Consider the following 17866-nt stretch of genomic DNA (forward strand, 5'->3'; position numbering starts at 1 on the left):
AATTATTTAAGATTTTTTCGTGAAAGGTAAATTATCTACTAGCCAACCAGCAATTGTCCCCCTTACTCCATTGACATTTGCTGGCCCTTCAAAACCTTCTTTTATATTATAAACATTTTTATAGCCTTCATCTTTTGCCAAGATTGCAGCGATTCGACTTCGTCCTCCCATAAGACATAGGAATAATAAAGGCCGATCTAATTGCGTTACAATTTTTTTCAACTCCCGTATAAAATTCACATTTCTATTTCCCATCCTGTCTTGTAGGCTAATCTTGATAACTTCCTTACCTAGAGATGATAACTCTGGATAGCCGACCTGTTCCCACTCTTCCGGCGTTCTGACATCAATTAACAGAGCCTGCCCATCCTTTTTTAACAAATCCCAAGCCTCTTTAGGCTTTATTTCTGGTATCATGATAATCTATCCTTTACTTTAATTTAATTGATTTTCACTATAAAATGGTTTCCAAAAGAAAAAACATCATTACTCAAAGTTTTGTTAATAAATAATATTTGCCTTTAATCACGTTAATCTATATCTGACCAGATTTTAACTTTTCTTGTTTTTGATATCTTATGGAACAAACTATACATCTTTTAATAATTGATGATGATCACGAAATTGTAGATCTGCTCTCTCAATTCTTGCAAAAACATCATTTCAAGGTTTCCTATGCATATAATGGGGAGCAAGTGCGCCAAGTTTGGAAAAACAATCATTTTGACCTTGTGATTCTCGACCTTATGCTACCTCAGGAAAGTGGTTTCGAGATAGCCCATTGGTTAAGAAAAAAAGCTGATATTCCTATCATTATGTTAACCGCTATGGGAGACGAAGCAGATCGGATTATCGGACTAGAACTAGGTGCCGACGATTATATGGCAAAACCTTTCAACCCAAGAGAATTACTGGCCCGTATCCATGCCGTTTTACATCGTTCACAACGTAAACAATTCGTTCACGACCCCTACATACAGAAAATCATCCAGTTTGGAGGCTGGAAGGTCAATTTACTTCACAGACAGCTACTGAATCCTCAAAATGTTGAGGTTTCCCTGACATGCAAGGAATATGACCTGTTAATTGCTTTAATCGAACATGCCCCAGAAATTGTTACCCGGGAAACTTTATCCGAAATTCTATATGGGCATCAGCTTCCTTCCACCGATCGTACAATTGACGTTACATTAAGCCGATTGCGTCGAAAACTACAAGATGACAGCCGCCAGCCAAAAATAATTAAAACCGTTCACCGAGGAGGCTATTTGTTGGCCCTACCCATTCACTATGTCACAACATAAACCAAGAAAGTGGCATTTATGGCCCTATTCTCTAGCAGCTCGTACAGCCTTGATCTTAATCATTGGGATGGGTTTGATCGAGGCATGTGGCTTGTTAATCAATACTTTGGATCGGCTAGATTTCAATCGCCTCACCCAAGAACAGGAAGCTGTAAATCGCGCAACAGCTATTTATCGTGATATTTCGGAAGTCGATAGCAAGGATCGGTCCGATGAGATTAATGATCTAGATCCAATACATGGATTTACCATTTTTCTTTCAAACGAACCCAATCTTAAAAATGTCAATCTCCCTTCCCCTAAATTGGAACAAACTGTTTCCCACCTTCTTACAACAATCTTGTTCCCACCCGAATTACGTCCAACCAAAATTATTGCCACCTCTGATCCAGACAAACATAAAAATGCAATCGCATTTCAGTTACCAGATGATAAACAATGGTTAAACATCATATATGAATTAACCACACCAAACCCTTTCAAATCAGCAACGTTTCCGATCAGCTTTTTTATCATGGCAACAGCAACAAGCCTGCTTACTTTGTGGAGTGTTCGACGATTAATTGCCCCTGTCAGTACATTAGCCGCAGCAGCGGGAAGGCTGGGACAAGATGTCAATGCCACTCCTCTTGTTGAATCTGGACCAGAAGAAGTTGCCCAAGCCGCACGGGCATTTAACGATATGGCACGGCGTATAAATCGTTTTGTAAATGATCGTACACAACTTCTTTTGGCAATTGGTCATGATCTGCGCACACCGATTACACGATTGAAATTAAGATCTGAATTTATCAATGATAAACATTTACAAAAAAAATTTATCTCAGATCTTGATGAACTTGAAAAAATGATTGATGCGACCCTGGCATTCGGACGTGACAATACGCATCATGAACCTGTTATCAATCTTGATTTAACAAGCCTGATTGAAACCCTTATCCATGAATTACAGGAAACCCATCCGGATAAAATTGATCAAATCCGTCTTCACCATCCCTTATCCAATTATACAATCAAGGCTCGTCCGATCAACCTAAAAAGAGCCCTACAAAACCTAATGAATAATGCGCTTAATTATGGAGGGAATGTTACTGTATCGCTAACCTCAAAACCTCCCTTCCCATCACTTTATAACCAGAAAGACAAACATATCTTCATATTGATCGAAGATGATGGACCCGGATTGGAACAGGAAAATCTTGAATATGTTTTTGAACCCTTTGTCCGTATGGAAACAAGCCGCAACCGTTCTACAGGAGGGACTGGGCTGGGACTTTCAATCGCAAGAAATATTATTCGCGGACAAGGTGGAGATATTACTTTACATAATCGTATTCCTCATGGATTATGTGCAGTCGTTATGCTTATAGAATAACTTTCCCGAAACGAATTTCGTTACATTAACCTCAATCTATACAAATATAAAACATTTATTTATTTTATGCTCAAACATCTTTATGCACGCGCCTTACAACTCGCCGCAAGTCAGTACGCGATATTCTGGCTTATGCTAACCGCGTTTTCCGAGGCAAGCTTTTTCCCAATACCGCCGGATATTCTCCTTTGTCCAATGATTCTCGCTAAACGATGCAAAGCATGGCTATATGCAACAGTTACAACTTTAAGTAGTGTTGTCGGAGGGTTATTGGGATGGATAATAGGTGCTTTTTTACTTCATTATCTTGCAATGCCCATCATTCATTTCTATCACGCAGAACAGCAACTCATCAATTTGCAGGATAAATTCAATACATATGGCATATGGATTATTCTAATTAAAGGATTAACACCGATCCCCTATAAATTCATCACCATTACTGCCGGTGCGGCACATTTTGCCCTGATACCCTTCCTGCTCGCAAGTTTAATTACCCGAGGCTCCCGTTTTTTCCTGGAAGCTGTTCTACTTTATTTTTTTGGGTCATCTATTCAGGATTTTATTGAAAAGCGATTAATATGGGTAACCAGTTTTATCTGCTTATTGCTTATATCGGGTATCATCGCTTTTAAATATATCTAACTATAACATTTATTTCTTGATTTTCAGACCTTTTTGTAATGCCTTGACATATTCCTTAACTTGTTGGTCAGATAAAACAAACCCAAGTGGACCAAACCCTGGATGTTGAAAAGCAAGCAAAGTTTCTGCTTTTTCAATATTCTTCTGAATTGCCCATTTGGTTTGATATGCAGGTTTGATCTGCGCCCCGGTTATTTCAGCTATTTTTTGACCTTCTGCCATCATCCATCGAACAGATCCCAAAGCTTGGATAAGATTGTCCAGTTCCAGCTGATTTAATTCTAATTGACCGGTTACGCCACTATCAGGTGAAAAAGTTAAAATTGTTTTTTTACGGTCTTCCGTAATCCGTATATTCACATCAATAGCCATTTGTAACCCTCTTTATCCCTCTAAAATATTTTATATCTATAAAATTTAAATTAATGAATAGCTTTCCCCCCCCATATCCACCAAGAATATTTTGAGGATAAAATCTCCGCCGCTTTTTGTGCTTGCTCAACCGTTTCAAATAATCCAAAACAAGTTGCACCCGATCCACTCATTCGTGCCAAGCGACAGTGGGGTAACATCCTAATTTCTTCCAAAACTTTTTCAATTTTAGAATTTAGTAAAATAGCAGGCTCCTGTAAATTATTATCATAGGTCGTTATATCATGAATAAATGAATTAACATTATCGAAACTATTTTTCAAATTAACTTTGTCAAAAAAAGAAGATTGACGCTTCTTAAACACTTCCGCCGTTGACACCCCTTCTCCATGATTCACTAAAATCATGCCAAAAGAGGGAATTTCTATATCCCTTGAAATGACTTCACCAATTCCCTGCATGCGTTGTGTGACCGGATTAAGACAAACGGGAACATCTGCCCCCAATTGTAATGCAATCTTCTGTAATAAATCATTGTCAATTACAAGATTCCAATAACGCATCAATAACCGTAAAGTAGCCGCTGCATCTGAAGATCCACCACCAATTCCTGAAGCGACAGGAAGATTTTTAATCAGTTGGATTTTAACAGGCTTTAAAGGTTGTTTTGTACATGCTGCAAGTTTATAGGCTGCTTTAACAATCAGGTTATCATCCTGATTTTCCTGAGATAACTGCGATACAAATTGCCCCGTTATTTCAAGCTCGACAAGTCTGTCCTCTTTACTACCTGAAACTGGAAACAGGATCAATTCATCCCCTACATCAGGAAAAACAACCAGACTATCCAGAATATGATATCCATCAGGACGTTTGTCCGTCACATGCAAAAAAAGGTTTATTTTGGCGTACGCTTTTTCTATAAACATTGAATCTTTTTTCAAATAGTGAAATTACCTAGTGGTGAGAGGACAAGAATTTATTTTTTTTGGCTTTTTGTAATGCATTCAATATTAAATTTCTATTTTCAGGATTTGGATTGCAAGTCAAGGCTACATTCCATTGATTAATCGCCTCTTGATAGCGTCCAACCTTCCAATAGGCAACCCCTAGATGGTAATTTAATTCAGGATCCTGTGGAATGGTCTCGGCAGCCAGCTCCAACTGTTGTATGGCTAAAGCTGTTTGATTATTCAAAACCATAATCCAGCCTAAACTATCACGGATTGCCCCTTCATCCGGTGCAATATCAATGGCTTTCTGTAGCATTATCTGGGCTTTCTGCAAGTTTTTATGTCTTAGTGCCCATGAATAACCCAGATAATTCAATAAAATTGGCTCATTTGGTGCCAATTTTAATGCCATTTGTAGATCCTGTTCAGCTTTTAGCCATTGTTTTTGTTTTTCATAAGCAACCCCTCTTATGAAAAACATTGTCCAATCATATTTAGTTTTGTTTTTCTTTAACTGAATGACTTTACTGTAGATTTGAATGGTTTTTGGATAATTTTTCTGATCAAAATAAATATCACCCAACGTTTGCCATAAACTAATTTCTTGTGGGTAATCCTTTAACAATTCTTCCAAGGATTTTTCCGCCCGAGAATAATGTTTTAATAATGCATCATAACGGGCAAGTTGTAACTGTATATTGGTCTTTAACGAATCATCCGGATTAATGGGAAATAAGATTTTACGGGCCTGTTCAGCGTGTTTTTGTTCCGCAAGAATGCCCGATAACATAATTTTGGCTTCAGAAAGATTTGGATTGAGCTGTAAAGCAAACCGTAAAAATATCTGTTCAGTATGAAGGGCAACCTTATACGAAATTTTAGCCTCCCTGTCATTTTCATCAACAGTCTGATTGGCCAAATCCTGCTGAATCAGGGAGGCCATTGCCAAGTAAACCTGAGCAACCGCCCCTTGAGCATCATGCACTGGAAATTGAGAAAGATTGCGACGTAAATTATTTTTTGAAATGGATAAAAAAGGCAAAATATCAGTCAAATTATCGACCATTGCCTCCGCTTTTCCAGCTCGATGATGCTGATAAAGCCAATTTCCATAAGCTCGCATTAACAGCAAATCCGCCCCGGGAAAAACCCGGTAGGCTTTTTCAAATAAAATGCCAGCTTTTTTATCATGATGTGATAAAGTTTCCGCAACGCCATAATGAATTAGAAAAACTCCACTAATAGGCGTATTAATTCCTTTTTCAAACAGAGCATTTGCCTGATCAATCTGACCAGCACCATATAGGCACCATGCTTGCAACAATAAAAACGTCATCTGACCCAATGGATCACTAGGAGGAGAAGTAAAATATTTTAATGCCTCTTTCCAGTTTCCCTTAACAATTGCATCATTTCTTAATACCAGAGCGGAAATTGGATCTTTATCTTCTTGTTTTGCCAAATTTACTGCGGCTGGATTGCCGGCGATCACACTATAGTAAAATGCCCTTTCACGTGCATCCGTGTTTTTTAGATCATGATTAAACACATTATTATAAAATTTTGCAGCGGTCACATTATCATCGGTCTGCGCCGCATAATAGGCAGACAGATAATCCCCGTACCCGCCCCTTTGATGCACCAAGGGAATAACAGGCTCTGGATCCTTTACAATTACGGACGCTTTAGATGTCGAGCTCATCCCAGCAATTAGAGAAAAAGATAAAAGCATGGTGCGTAGAAAGCGTGGGCATTGCATAATCACTATCTTCTCAATAAACTGAAATCTTAGTATATAAGGTTTCGTTAACCATCATTATATTCATCGTAATCTAAAATGTATGACCATTTATCATTGTTACAGCTATATTCTGAATGGGGTATAGATGAAAATTTAACTTCAGTAAGTATCAACCATTTAGAAAATAGAAAACCTATTCCTACTCTTCCTTTACCTAAAAAACAATCTGTTTCAACGAAAATTATAACAAAAACAAATCGACACTCCGCTTTTCAAACCAATAGTTTACAAGAAATAAACCAGGCTATCTTAAAGTTCAAAGACTGTTCGCTTAAAAACACAGCCATGAATACAATACTTTCTGTTGGAGATCCAAAATCCCATATTTATATTATCGGGGATGTTCCCGATGCCGATGAAGATCGTAGCGGAAGGGTTTTCGCAGATACGGGAAATTTCTGGCTTGAACAGATGCTTGATAACATCGATATTTCTCTTGATGCTTGTTTTCGTATTCCGCTTGTTCCATGGCGCCCCCCAGGTGGACGACAAATATCAACGAATGAATTAGAACTTTGCCTACCTTTTTTATATAAATTACTAATCCTGTATCAACCCAGATATATCCTGACAATTGGACAATTACCTGCTAAGACCTTACTAAAAACCCCGGTCAATTTTAACCAGCTAAAAAATCAATGGCATTCATTCACATACTCTGGAATTCCTAACCCCATCCAACTTTTTCCATTACACCATCTTTCCCAAATTAACATTAATGCCAAGATCCGCCAGGTAACCTGGAAAAATCTTCTTTACATTCGTGCCACCATAGATAAAAACACTTGATTGAAACATTATATATATTTCAGCGATAATATTTAATTACCTAAAATAAATAACTCTTGAATTACATGACACTCTTTCCTAATTAATATGTATTATGCAAGGGACAAACATTCTTTCCCCTTTGGCTGTCCGGGCTTTATTGGCAAGCGCAGCCTTGTTTGCAGGCGTATCAACTGTATCTATACGGGCAACTACGCCAAAACAGTTAGATCAGCGTGAAGAAACAATCATTACACAAGCTAGAAATATTATTCGAAATGGTAATGGTCGTGTCAGCTTTCCTCGTCCGTTAAATTCAATGGATGAACAGCGTATTCGCTATATATTTGATCTACAACGCAAAGGGGATTTCACAACGGCTCAATCTGAAACAATTCAGATTTCAGACAATTTGTTGCTCGGCGATATTCTTGCCGAGCGTTACCTAAACCCACATTTTTTACCAAATACAGGACAATTAAAGTTATGGCTGAAAAATTTTGCATCTTATCCTGATTCACCTGATATTCAAAAACGTCTGAACAATCTTGGCGCTATTAAAGTATCAATTCCCGTCAATCAGAATCTACCTATTGATAACAACAATAATGTCATGGCTTATTTGCAAAGCCTTGATCATCTTAATTTCGAAACCAATTCCTTCAAAAGAAATCCTTTGTTGGATCAAACTGTTCGTGAACGCAGCGCATCAGGTTGGCAGGGAGCGAAAAGTGCCTTGCAGCTTATTCAACAGACACGCGGAATGAATAATCTATATGCCGCACAATTACAGGCAGAAATAGCTCAACAGCTCTTTGCAATGAATTATTCAGATCATGCCTATCAACTGGCTAAAAATGCGTTTAAATCATCCAATTACCGCGTTGGTTTGGCTGGATATGTCGCTGGATTAATTGCCTGGAAAAATAATGATATTGATCAATCCTTGAAATTTTTTGCACAGGCTTCAAAGGCAGATATTATCACTACCAATATTAGAGCAGGTACTTATTTTTGGGCTGCACGTTCATGTCTAAGAAAGGAAAATAAACAGGAATATATTATCTGGTTGCGCAGATCGGCTTCGTTTGTGCATACCTTTTATGGTATTTTGGCCAACCAGATTCTAAAAGAAAACGATCATGATACTTCAACAGAGAAGACTGATTTTCATCCTTTACTAAATTTCCTTAAATTTTCTTCTACAACACTTTCTCAAGTGGATATCAACACTATTGAAGCCACTGCTGAGGGAAAAAGGTTTTTTGCCTTACTACAAGTGGACGAAAAAAAACGGGCTGAGATTATTTTAAAACAGATATGGATAAAAAATAGAAAGAATCTTGCCCTTTTGCATTCCATTCAATTGATTGCAAAAACCATAGGCGCAAACGATTTATCTAAACAGCTTGTTGAGATAATTGCACAAAATGAAAATCTTCTCGACCACAATAAAAGCTTACCCTTACCCAATTTACATCCAAGGAATGGCTACAAAATTAATCCGGCCCTTATCTATGCGTTGATCCGTTTAGAATCAAATTTCAATAGCAAGGCTGTTTCGAATACAGGGGCACGTGGCCTAATGCAAATCATGCCTATGACAGCAAAATATATTGCAAAACAAAAAAATAACGTATCGATTCATCGTTTGGATGAACTGCAAAATTCCGCTTTAAATTTGGAAATCGGTCAATTATACCTTATCCATTTATCAGGACTTTATAACAAGAAAAGCTATGATATGCTTCCAAAAGGGGGAAGCCTTATTCATATGCTGGCCAGTTATAATGCCGGACCTGTAATAACATCAAAATGGTTGAATTCAGCTGAGAATAATCAAGATCCATTATTGTTCATGGAAACAATTCCCATCAAGGAAACAAAAAACTATTTGCATAAAGCACTGACTTTTCTTTGGATCTATTCTGATAAGCTTGATTTACCTTCTCCTTCCTTAAAGGCTTTGGCTCAAAACAAATGGCCTAAATTTACAAATGAAGTAAAATTGGCCCAAGCCATTACATTACATTAAAAAAAAGCCCTTTTCTTAAAAAAAGAAAAGGGCTTTTTAAATACCTACTAGTTTTTTGCCACAGGTTGTCGGCTTGCCTTTACACGAGTAACCCGACGATTTTCCATCTCCAAAACCTCAAAAAGCCAACCTGAAAAAACAACCTTGTCACCTGTAACCGGGACTCTTCGTAAAAGTGCCAAAATCAATCCGGCGACCGTATGATAACTTCCTTCCGCAGGTAAATCTCCTAAATCCAGCTGATCCCTGACTTCATCGACCTGGGTCGTCCCTTCCAGTAAATATTCATTATTTATCCCTGACTCAAGACGGGGGGCATCCAGAGACTGATTGATTTCACCTACAATTATTTTAAAAATATCCGAAACCGTTACAATTCCCTCAAATGAGCCATATTCGTCAAGAACCAGTAATATTCCTAATAAATCACCCCTCAATCGTTCCAGAGCGTCCAAGGCAGACATACTATCCGGAACAACAAGAGGACGCTGTAAACAGGCATTAATTGACAAGCTGTTTTTATGTAAAAGCTGGCTGAATAAATCATTAACCAAAACCACACCAACAGGATTATCAATTCCATTTTCACAAACAACCAATCGTGTATGTGAAATATTGTACAAAGCCTGTTTCAATTTGTCCCCTGAAATAGAACGATCAATCCATATAATTTCATTCCTTGGACGCATAACAGCCCTGACAGGTCGGTCAGCCAGTCGTAGCAAACGTTCAATCATATCCCGTTCTTCAACTTCCAGCACACCAACCTTGGCACCCTCGGCAATGTAGGCCCTTAATTCCTCTTCTGTTACAGAGACAGAAACTTTATTATGTCTTCTTAATAATTTCAAAACGCATTCAGAGGATTTACTGAGGACCCAAACTGCAGGAGAGGCAATTTTTGATATAATTATAAATAGCCAGGACAGGCGGACAGCAATGACCTCAGGCTCTAGTAACGCCAACTGCTTTGGAACCAGTTCCCCAAAAATTAGCATAAAAAAAGTAATAACCAAAACAACGATAAGAATCGACAAGTCATCTGCCCAGATTTTGATTAACGAAAATTGTTCAAGCCAATGCCTTAGACAATTTTCAATACGGGATCCGCCAAAGGCTCCCTCAAATATTGAAACAAGCGTAATACCAACCTGAATAGTGGGTAAAAAACTTTGTGGTTTATCAATTAATCGTAAAGCCCTTTCAACACCCTTCACCCCTTGATGTTGCATCGCAACCAGCCGGGCTTTTCGGCTTGATATTAAAGCAAGTTCGCCCATAGCGAAAATACCATTCAAAAAAATCAAGCATAAAATAACAATAATTGAAACAAGCATTTACTTAAATCCAATAAATGTAATCATAATAAAAAACAGAAATTACAAAAATAATCTAACAAAATTGTTACTAATAAAAAATAATAAATCTGTTATACTTATTTTTACTTTGAGTATGATTTAACATTTTTATTTTTATTTCTGTAATAAATTTGTTCCTTACACAACTATTAAAAAAGGCAAGCTTGAAAAACTAAGCTTGCCTTTCCTTTTATTCCACAAAAGATACCAATGTATAATCAGGCTTCCTGAACGGCCACCTTTTTAACACGACGAACTGCTGTCCGTTTTTTAACAGAATCCTTAGGCAGTTTCTTCATTAATTCCGCCACCTGTTCATTATAATCGTATTTTGCCTGTCTCTGTTGTGACAAATCTATTTCGGGTGCCATTACACCTTCGACCTTGGGTCCCGTTAAAGCAACCTGAGCAATATGCCATGGACGTTTGATCGCATCCTTAACAGCGGTAGCTTCATATCCGGAATGAACCATGCAATTGGCGCATTTTTCGTAATTGCCCGTACCGTACTGATCCCATTGAGTTTCATTCATCAATGCTTCAAACGTCGGTGCATAGCCTTCTCCCAACAGATAGCATGGACGTTGCCATCCAAAAACTGTTCTTAAAGGCTTACCCCAAGGAGTACAGTGATATTGCTCATTTCCAGCCAGAAAATTCAGGAATAATGGAGATTGCGTGAAACGCCATTTATGTCCCTTTCCCAATCTGAAAATTTCACGAAATAATTTTTTGGTATTTTGACGGTTCAGGAAATGTTCTTGATCTGGCGCCCTTTCATAGGCATAGCCAGGAGCAGTCATAATACCATCAACCCCCAACTCCATAACACTGTCAAAAAATGCCGCTACACGGTATGGATCGGCATTATCAAACAGGGTGCAGTTGATTGAAACCCTGAACCCTTTAGACTTGGCAAGTTTTATTGCTGAAACGGCACGATCGTAAACACCCTGCTGACAGACAGAAGCGTCATGCATGGACTTGTCACCATCCAAATGAATATCCCATGAAAAGAATGGAGATGGTTTATAATCGTCAATCTTTTTTTCAAGCAACAATCCATTGGTACACAGATATACATACCGTTTACGAGCGATCAATCCCTCAATAATCTGTGGCATTTCCTTATGCAACAAGGGTTCACCCCCTGCAACTGCCACGACAGGGGCACCACATTCAGCATCAGCATCCAAACATTCCTGCACACTCAATCGCTGATTCAATATCTCAGCAGGATAATCAATCTTTCCGCAACCAGAACAGGCCAAGTTACAACGTAATAAAGGCTCCAACATCAAAACGAGTGGATATTTTTCACGTCTTTTTAGATGTTGTTTAACAACGTAGCTACCGACTCGTACTGCCTGCATCAGAGGAACAGCCATTTATCTAAGCTCCCAAACCGGTTTAACCGATATTAACATATAATAAATGCGTCATTCATAAGATAAATGACCCTTAACAACAAGAAAAAAATATTATTAGTAAAGAACGTACTTTACGACAAAAACATTTTATTTTAAATTTCAAAAGCCTTGCCGTCTCTCTTTTTCCTTCTTTAAAGTAACAATTTACTTTATAGATGTGTTCCTCAAGCAACAAATTTAATATCTCGTTTGAAAAAAAAGATAAAATCAGCCATAAAAGCTTAATAAAAAAGTGTAATATATTGTTCGCTTTTTATCCTTTTTTATTCATGAAAGATGATAGATTTTACATAACGTGTATTTGAATATCATCTAAACTCGAGTATAAGCTAAAAAACTTAACATTATATATTAAGCTATTATGTAACAGTTACGGACGAAATATAACATGGATGAACAAACCGAAACGCCTAAGAACAAAGAAAATCTTATGGAAAATGAATCGGCTAATCATTTAAAATCCATTCCTACTTATGGACGTTTCCCTTTATTAGACCGCGTTCATACCCCAACAGATCTCAAAAACCTTTCCATTGAACAGCTAGAACAGTTAGCCAAGGAATTACGTGCCGAAACAATAGATGTCGTTTCCACAACAGGTGGACATTTAGGGGCCTCTTTGGGTGTGGTTGAACTTACTGTTGCATTACATGCTGTTTTTGATACACCAAATGACTCACTAATATGGGATGTTGGTCATCAGGCTTATCCCCACAAAATATTAACTGGTCGTCGTGAATTTATTCGTACATTACGTCAACCTGGAGGATTATCAGGCTTTACAAAACGTTCAGAAAGTATATACGACCCTTTCGGAGCCGCCCATTCCTCAACCTCGATCTCGGCAGGATTGGGTATAGCTGTTGCAAACCATTTTAAGGCCAAAAAAGATCCAGCATATGATGAACGCAGTGTCATAGCGGTAATCGGTGACGGATCCATTTCAGCTGGTATGGCCTATGAGGCCATGAATAATGCTGCAGTTGCTGGGCCAGGTGCAGAACGATTAATTGTCATCCTGAACGATAATGAAATGTCCATTGCCCCACCTGTCGGTTCAATGTCCGTTTATCTATCGCAGCTTCTCTCGTCACGTCATTTCTTGGGGCTAAGAGATCTTGCCGCCAGAGTTGCCAGCAAATTACCCGAGAGTCTTGAAAAAAAGGCAAAACGGGCCGAAGAATATGCCCGTGCTTTAATGACGGGCGGGACATTGTTTGAGGAACTAGGTTTCTATTATGTGGGGCCAATTGATGGACATAATTTACAACAACTGGTTCCTGTCTTAAGAAATCTGCGCGATGCCGAACATATCGGTCCAGTACTTTTACATGTCGTAACCCAAAAGGGACATGGATATAAACCAGCTGAATCTTCAGGCGATAAATATCATGCTGTTTCCAAATTCAATGTCATAACAGGAAAACAGAATAAAGGACCGCCCGGACCACCATCGTATACCTCGGTTTTCAGTAATGAACTACTGAAATGCGCTGAAAAAGATGACAAAATTATTGCCATAACCGCTGCGATGCCATCTGGTACAGGATTAGACAAATTTGAACAGAAATTTCCTGAACGTTATTTTGACGTCGGCATTGCTGAACAACATGCGGTTACATTTGCCGCAGGTCTGGCAACTGAGGGATTAAGACCTTTCTGTGCTATATATTCCTCTTTTCTGCAACGTGCTTATGATCAAGTCATGCATGACGTTGTCCTGCAGAATTTACCTGTTCGTTTCGCCATTGATCGCGCTGGACTGGTTGGGGCTGATGGGGCAACCCACGCTGGTACCTTTGATATTGCATATTTGGGGTGTCTACCCAATATTGTTATCATGGCCCCCAGCAATGAAGTTGAATTAGCTCATATGACAGCAACCGCCGCAGCTTTTGATGAAGGTCCAATCGCCTTCAGATATCCGCGTGGCCCTGGTATTGGTCTTTCTTTACCGGCAGAAAGTCAAATTCTTCCAATTGGTAAAGGAAAAATCATTCAGGAAATGGGAGAGCAGACCGGTGATGAAAGGGGGGGAATTGCCATCTTGTCTTTCGGAGCTCGTTTGGCAGAATGTTTAAAAGCTGCCGAAACCCTTAAACAATATGGATTGCCCCCTACAATTGTCGACGCTCGTTTTGCTAAGCCTCTTGACAAAGGATTAATTGATCAGCTGACTAGAAACCATAAGGTTCTTATCACTATTGAGGAGGGATCAACAGGCGGATTTGGAGCATTTGTCATGCAACATCTTGCCCAGAACGGTCTTTTAGATCATGTAAGGTTCAGGCCAATGGTTCTACCTGATTATTTCATTAACCATAATACCCAAACCGCGCAATATATTGAGGCAGGTTTAGATGCTCCATCTATTGTCAAAACCGCTTTAAAAGCTTTAGATGTACCTTTGGAAATTTAAATATAAAAAGTTTAGGTAGATTCAACTATGAAATTTCATCGTTATATCCTGTTATGCAGTGTTACAGCCTTTATAGGCTTTAATTCTCCAATCGCAATTCATGCAAATGATACTGCCACCCGTCCTGTTTCTGTAACCGGATCTGATACAGAAAATTCCATTAAAACACCTGTTGTCAATCTGTATCGCATCCTAAGCCAACTTCAACAGTCCAAGCAAACCCCTGCTGAAAAAGGCATGACCGCCCTTAGAAAAGTTTTAAATGATTCCTATGATTTCTCTTCAATTTTAAGCAGTACGGTTGGCTATCGTTACGATTCATATTCCGAAGCTGAAAAAGAGCAGCTTTTGCAAGCTTTCACTAATTATACAGTTGCACGGTATTATTCCAGTTTTGCCAAAGAAAAAGGTACGGGATTTAAAATTTTACCAAATGTTAAAAATGCAACGACAAACGATGATAAAATTATTAAAACCAGGGTTGGGGACGCAAGTGATATGGGATCAGCAACAGAAATCAACTATCTGTTGCGTAAAACCCCACAAGGATGGAAAATTGTCGATGTGTTGCTGAATGGTCATATCAGTCAAATCGCCATTCAACATGGTGACTTTAGTTCGACCCTAGCAAAAGGTGGCAGTCAAGGATTGATTGAAATGTTAAACAAGAAAACACAATCCTTCATGTCAAAAAACAACTCCTAATCTAACAGTCTATATGTTTTGGTCCTTACAAACGAAAATTAAATTAACACGAATTTTATCCATTTGTACATTACTGGGGTGCATTCAATCTGGAATCAGCTGTCTGCTTATCTATTTCTTTAAAAAAAAAATCAAAAAACAAAAAAAATATACACCCCCCTCTTCCCTTCCCCCAGTAACAATCTTAAAGCCTTTGGCTAATACAGAACCCCTCCTTTATGAGGCTTTACAAAGTTTCTGCGAACAGGATTATCCAGATTTTCAATTAATTTTTGGCGTTCAAGATAGAAAAGACCCTGCAATTGAAATTGTTCATCATCTACAGAATCAATATCCCAATCGCGATATTAAACTGGTTATCAATCCAGAGATTCACGGGGTAAACCGCAAAGTATCAAATTTAATAAACATGTTTGCCTACGCAATCCATGACTGTCTGCTTATTTCAGATTCCGATATTCACACACCGCATCAGAATTATTTAAGAGAAACCATTCCCTTATTGGATAATGACAATATTGGACTGATAACCTCTTTATATAGTGGATTACCTTATGAATCCTCTATTGTCCAAATGCTGGCCAGTGCTCATATCAATTATAACTTTATGCCGGGCGTGATACTTTCACGCTATCTGGGCCGTCAGGATTGTTTTGGTGCCTGTGTTGCAATCAAACGGTCCATACTTATGAAAATTGGCGGATTAAAAGCTCTGTTACCCTATATTGCAGACGATGCAAAACTTGGAGAGCTTATCAGAAAACAAAATTTAGAGGTTGTTCTTTCACCTTCCATCGTTAAGACAACTGTTTCTGAAAATACTTTTCAAGCTTTATATAAACATGAGTTGCGCTGGAATCGTACCGTTTTTACGGTGGAACCCCTTGGTTTTACATGCTCTTTCATCCAGCTTCCCCTATTCTGGATTTCTCTTGCTGTTTTACTAAACCCTCTGAAAAAAAAATCATGGATTAATTTTTTAAGCTGCTGGATTTTTCAATCTATTTGTTGTTTAGTAATCAATAAAAAGATTAAACTTGACCTTAAGTTAATTCCTTTCCTGTTACCCTTAAGGGACTGGATCTCGGCTTCTATTATGATGAGAAGTATTTTCAAAGAAGATATTGAATGGCGTGGACAAAAAATGACTTTTAAAAAAAACCAAGGTTCCAATAGTTAAACGATAGTGATAGATAATTGAACCAATTAAGTATTTTTAAACAACCATAATAAAATAGAAAAAATCAAAGGATTAGTTCCATCATGATGAAGACTCTGTTTCTACAACCTCCCTCCTTTGAAGGTTTTGATGGAGGTGCAGGTTCCCGCTACCAAGCCAAGCGCGAAATTAAATCATTCTGGTATCCAACTTGGTTGGCCCAACCGGCAGCCCTTATCCCGAACAGTCGCCTGATTGATGCGCCCCCTGCAAGAATGACGATGGAACCCATTCTTGCTGATGTGAAAAACCGTGATCTGGTGATCATGCATACTTCTACCCCATCCTTTTCATCGGATGTCAAGGTTGCAAAAATGCTCAAGGATGCAAATCCTTCCCTCAAAATTGGCATGGTCGGTGCAAAGGTTGCTGTTCAACCCCAGGAAAGTCTCGAAAAAAGCGATGTTATTGATTTTGTAGCCCGGAATGAATTTGACTTTACATTGAAAGAAGTCGCAGAAGGTCGCGATTTCAAAGATATTGACGGCATATCCTGGCGGGATGCAAATGGCAAAATTGTTCATAATAAAAACAGGGCAATAATTGAAAATATGGATTCCTTGCCTTTTGTTACCGAGGTTTACAAAAGGGATCTTCATATTGAAGATTATTTCATTGGATATTTAAAACATCCATATCTTTCCCTATATACTGGCCGTGGATGCAAATCACGCTGCACGTTCTGCCTGTGGCCACAAACAGTAGGTGGACATCGTTATCGTACACGAAGTCCAGAACATGTCGCGGCAGAAATTCGTTTGGCTCAACAATATTTTCCACAAGTTAAAGAATTTTTCTTTGATGATGATACATTTACAGATGATCTTCCTCGTGCGGAGGCAATCGCTCGTGAATTGGGAAAATTAGGGGTGACCTGGTCCTGTAACGCCAAGGCGAATGTTCCCCGTAGCACCTTGAAAGTGTTAAAGGATAATGGGTTGCGCCTATTGCTGGTTGGTTATGAAAGCGGAAATCAGCAAATCCTGCATAACATTAAAAAGGGAATGCGAATCGAGGTTGCACGTGAATTCACAAAAAACTGTCATGAACTTGGAATTAAAATCCACGGCACCTTTATTCTTGGTTTACCAGGAGAGACCAAGGAAACAATCCAGGAAACAATCAAATTCGCCACTGAAATCAACCCTCATACTTTACAGGTTTCCCTAGCCGCTCCATATCCAGGAACATTTCTGCATCAGCAGGCACTTGAAAATGGATGGCTGGATGAAAATAATGCGGAATTGATTGATGAACATGGCGTTCAGATCGCCCCTTTGCATTATCCTCATTTATCTCATACGGAAATTTTTGATAGCGTTGAAACATTTTATAAGAAATTTTACTTTCGCGCTCCCAAAATAGCATCTATTGTAGGAGAGATGATCACCAGCCCACAAATGATGAAACGTCGCTTACGTGAAGGCGTCGAATTTTTCCAATTTCTACGAGATCGCCATACATCATAATAAACGATAAAGA

General features: G+C 38.6%; 15 protein-coding genes. 9 read left to right on the forward strand and 6 right to left on the reverse strand.

What is annotated here, in order from left to right; translation table 11 throughout:
• Nucleotides 1-6: 6 nt before the first annotated feature.
• Nucleotides 7-417, reverse strand: a complete 411-nt coding sequence (locus H3T44_RS03620) for a rhodanese-like domain-containing protein (RefSeq protein ID WP_198184469.1) — start codon at nt 415-417, stop codon at nt 7-9.
• A gap of 161 nt (nt 418-578) precedes the next feature.
• Between H3T44_RS03620 and H3T44_RS03625 the strand changes: the two genes are divergently transcribed.
• From H3T44_RS03625 to H3T44_RS03635, 3 genes are all read left to right on the forward strand, one after another.
• Nucleotides 579-1304, forward strand: coding sequence for a response regulator (locus tag H3T44_RS03625; protein WP_198196057.1), 726 nt, complete (start codon nt 579-581; stop codon nt 1302-1304).
• Nucleotides 1291-2679, forward strand: coding sequence for an ATP-binding protein (locus H3T44_RS03630; protein ID WP_198196058.1), 1389 nt, complete (start codon nt 1291-1293; stop codon nt 2677-2679). Before H3T44_RS03625 ends, H3T44_RS03630 begins: the two co-directional genes overlap by 14 nt.
• 66 nt (nt 2680-2745) lie before the next feature.
• Nucleotides 2746-3324 (forward strand): YqaA family protein, encoded by a 579-nt coding sequence (locus tag H3T44_RS03635; RefSeq protein ID WP_198196059.1) that lies wholly within the window; start codon nt 2746-2748, stop codon nt 3322-3324.
• Nucleotides 3325-3333: 9 nt separating this feature from the next.
• Here H3T44_RS03635 and H3T44_RS03640 read toward each other — a convergent pair whose 3' ends face one another.
• Genes H3T44_RS03640 through H3T44_RS03650 form a run of 3 tightly spaced genes read right to left on the reverse strand, consistent with a single transcriptional unit; the run spans nt 3334 to nt 6408 of the window.
• A complete protein-coding gene (locus tag H3T44_RS03640; RefSeq protein WP_110438549.1) occupies nt 3334-3696 on the reverse strand; it encodes a hypothetical protein in 363 nt (120 codons plus the stop codon).
• Nucleotides 3697-3746: 50 nt separating this feature from the next.
• The gene (locus H3T44_RS03645; protein WP_198184465.1) at nt 3747-4625 is read right to left on the reverse strand and encodes a 4-(cytidine 5'-diphospho)-2-C-methyl-D-erythritol kinase; all 879 of its coding nucleotides are present in this window, start codon (nt 4623-4625) and stop codon (nt 3747-3749) included.
• 28 nt (nt 4626-4653) lie between these two features.
• Nucleotides 4654-6408 (reverse strand): lipopolysaccharide assembly protein LapB, encoded by a 1755-nt coding sequence (locus H3T44_RS03650; protein WP_199276110.1) that lies wholly within the window; start codon nt 6406-6408, stop codon nt 4654-4656.
• A gap of 78 nt (nt 6409-6486) precedes the next feature.
• On the opposite strand from H3T44_RS03650, the gene H3T44_RS03655 reads away from it, so the two are divergent.
• Nucleotides 6487-7239 (forward strand): uracil-DNA glycosylase, encoded by a 753-nt coding sequence (locus H3T44_RS03655; RefSeq protein WP_122124028.1) that lies wholly within the window; start codon nt 6487-6489, stop codon nt 7237-7239.
• Nucleotides 7240-7333: 94 nt separating this feature from the next.
• Entirely contained in the window at nt 7334-9253 is a 1920-nt protein-coding gene (locus H3T44_RS03660) for a lytic transglycosylase domain-containing protein (protein WP_198196063.1), read from the forward strand.
• Nucleotides 9254-9300: 47 nt separating this feature from the next.
• Here H3T44_RS03660 and H3T44_RS03665 read toward each other — a convergent pair whose 3' ends face one another.
• The gene (locus H3T44_RS03665) at nt 9301-10590 is read right to left on the reverse strand and encodes a hemolysin family protein (protein WP_198196065.1); all 1290 of its coding nucleotides are present in this window, start codon (nt 10588-10590) and stop codon (nt 9301-9303) included.
• Between the two features lie 239 nt (nt 10591-10829).
• Entirely contained in the window at nt 10830-11999 is a 1170-nt protein-coding gene (gene hpnH, locus H3T44_RS03670) for an adenosyl-hopene transferase HpnH (RefSeq protein WP_155565910.1), read from the reverse strand.
• Between the two features lie 472 nt (nt 12000-12471).
• Between hpnH and dxs the strand changes: the two genes are divergently transcribed.
• From dxs to hpnJ, 4 genes are all read left to right on the forward strand, one after another.
• Complete coding sequence (dxs, locus tag H3T44_RS03675; RefSeq protein WP_232347509.1) at nt 12472-14460, forward strand: 1-deoxy-D-xylulose-5-phosphate synthase; 1989 nt, start codon at nt 12472-12474, stop codon at nt 14458-14460.
• Nucleotides 14461-14487: 27 nt separating this feature from the next.
• Nucleotides 14488-15165: an ABC transporter substrate-binding protein gene (locus tag H3T44_RS03680; protein WP_155567291.1), complete on the forward strand. Its 678-nt coding sequence runs from the start codon at nt 14488-14490 to the stop codon at nt 15163-15165.
• Between the two features lie 13 nt (nt 15166-15178).
• Entirely contained in the window at nt 15179-16345 is a 1167-nt protein-coding gene (gene hpnI, locus H3T44_RS03685; RefSeq protein WP_198196067.1) for a bacteriohopanetetrol glucosamine biosynthesis glycosyltransferase HpnI, read from the forward strand.
• Between the two features lie 83 nt (nt 16346-16428).
• Complete coding sequence (gene hpnJ / locus H3T44_RS03690) at nt 16429-17853, forward strand: hopanoid biosynthesis associated radical SAM protein HpnJ (RefSeq protein ID WP_110438558.1); 1425 nt, start codon at nt 16429-16431, stop codon at nt 17851-17853.
• The last annotated feature ends 13 nt before the right edge of the window (nt 17854-17866 follow it).

Source organism: Commensalibacter sp. M0355 (assembly GCF_016101365.1).
GTDB lineage: Bacteria > Pseudomonadota > Alphaproteobacteria > Acetobacterales > Acetobacteraceae > Commensalibacter > Commensalibacter melissae.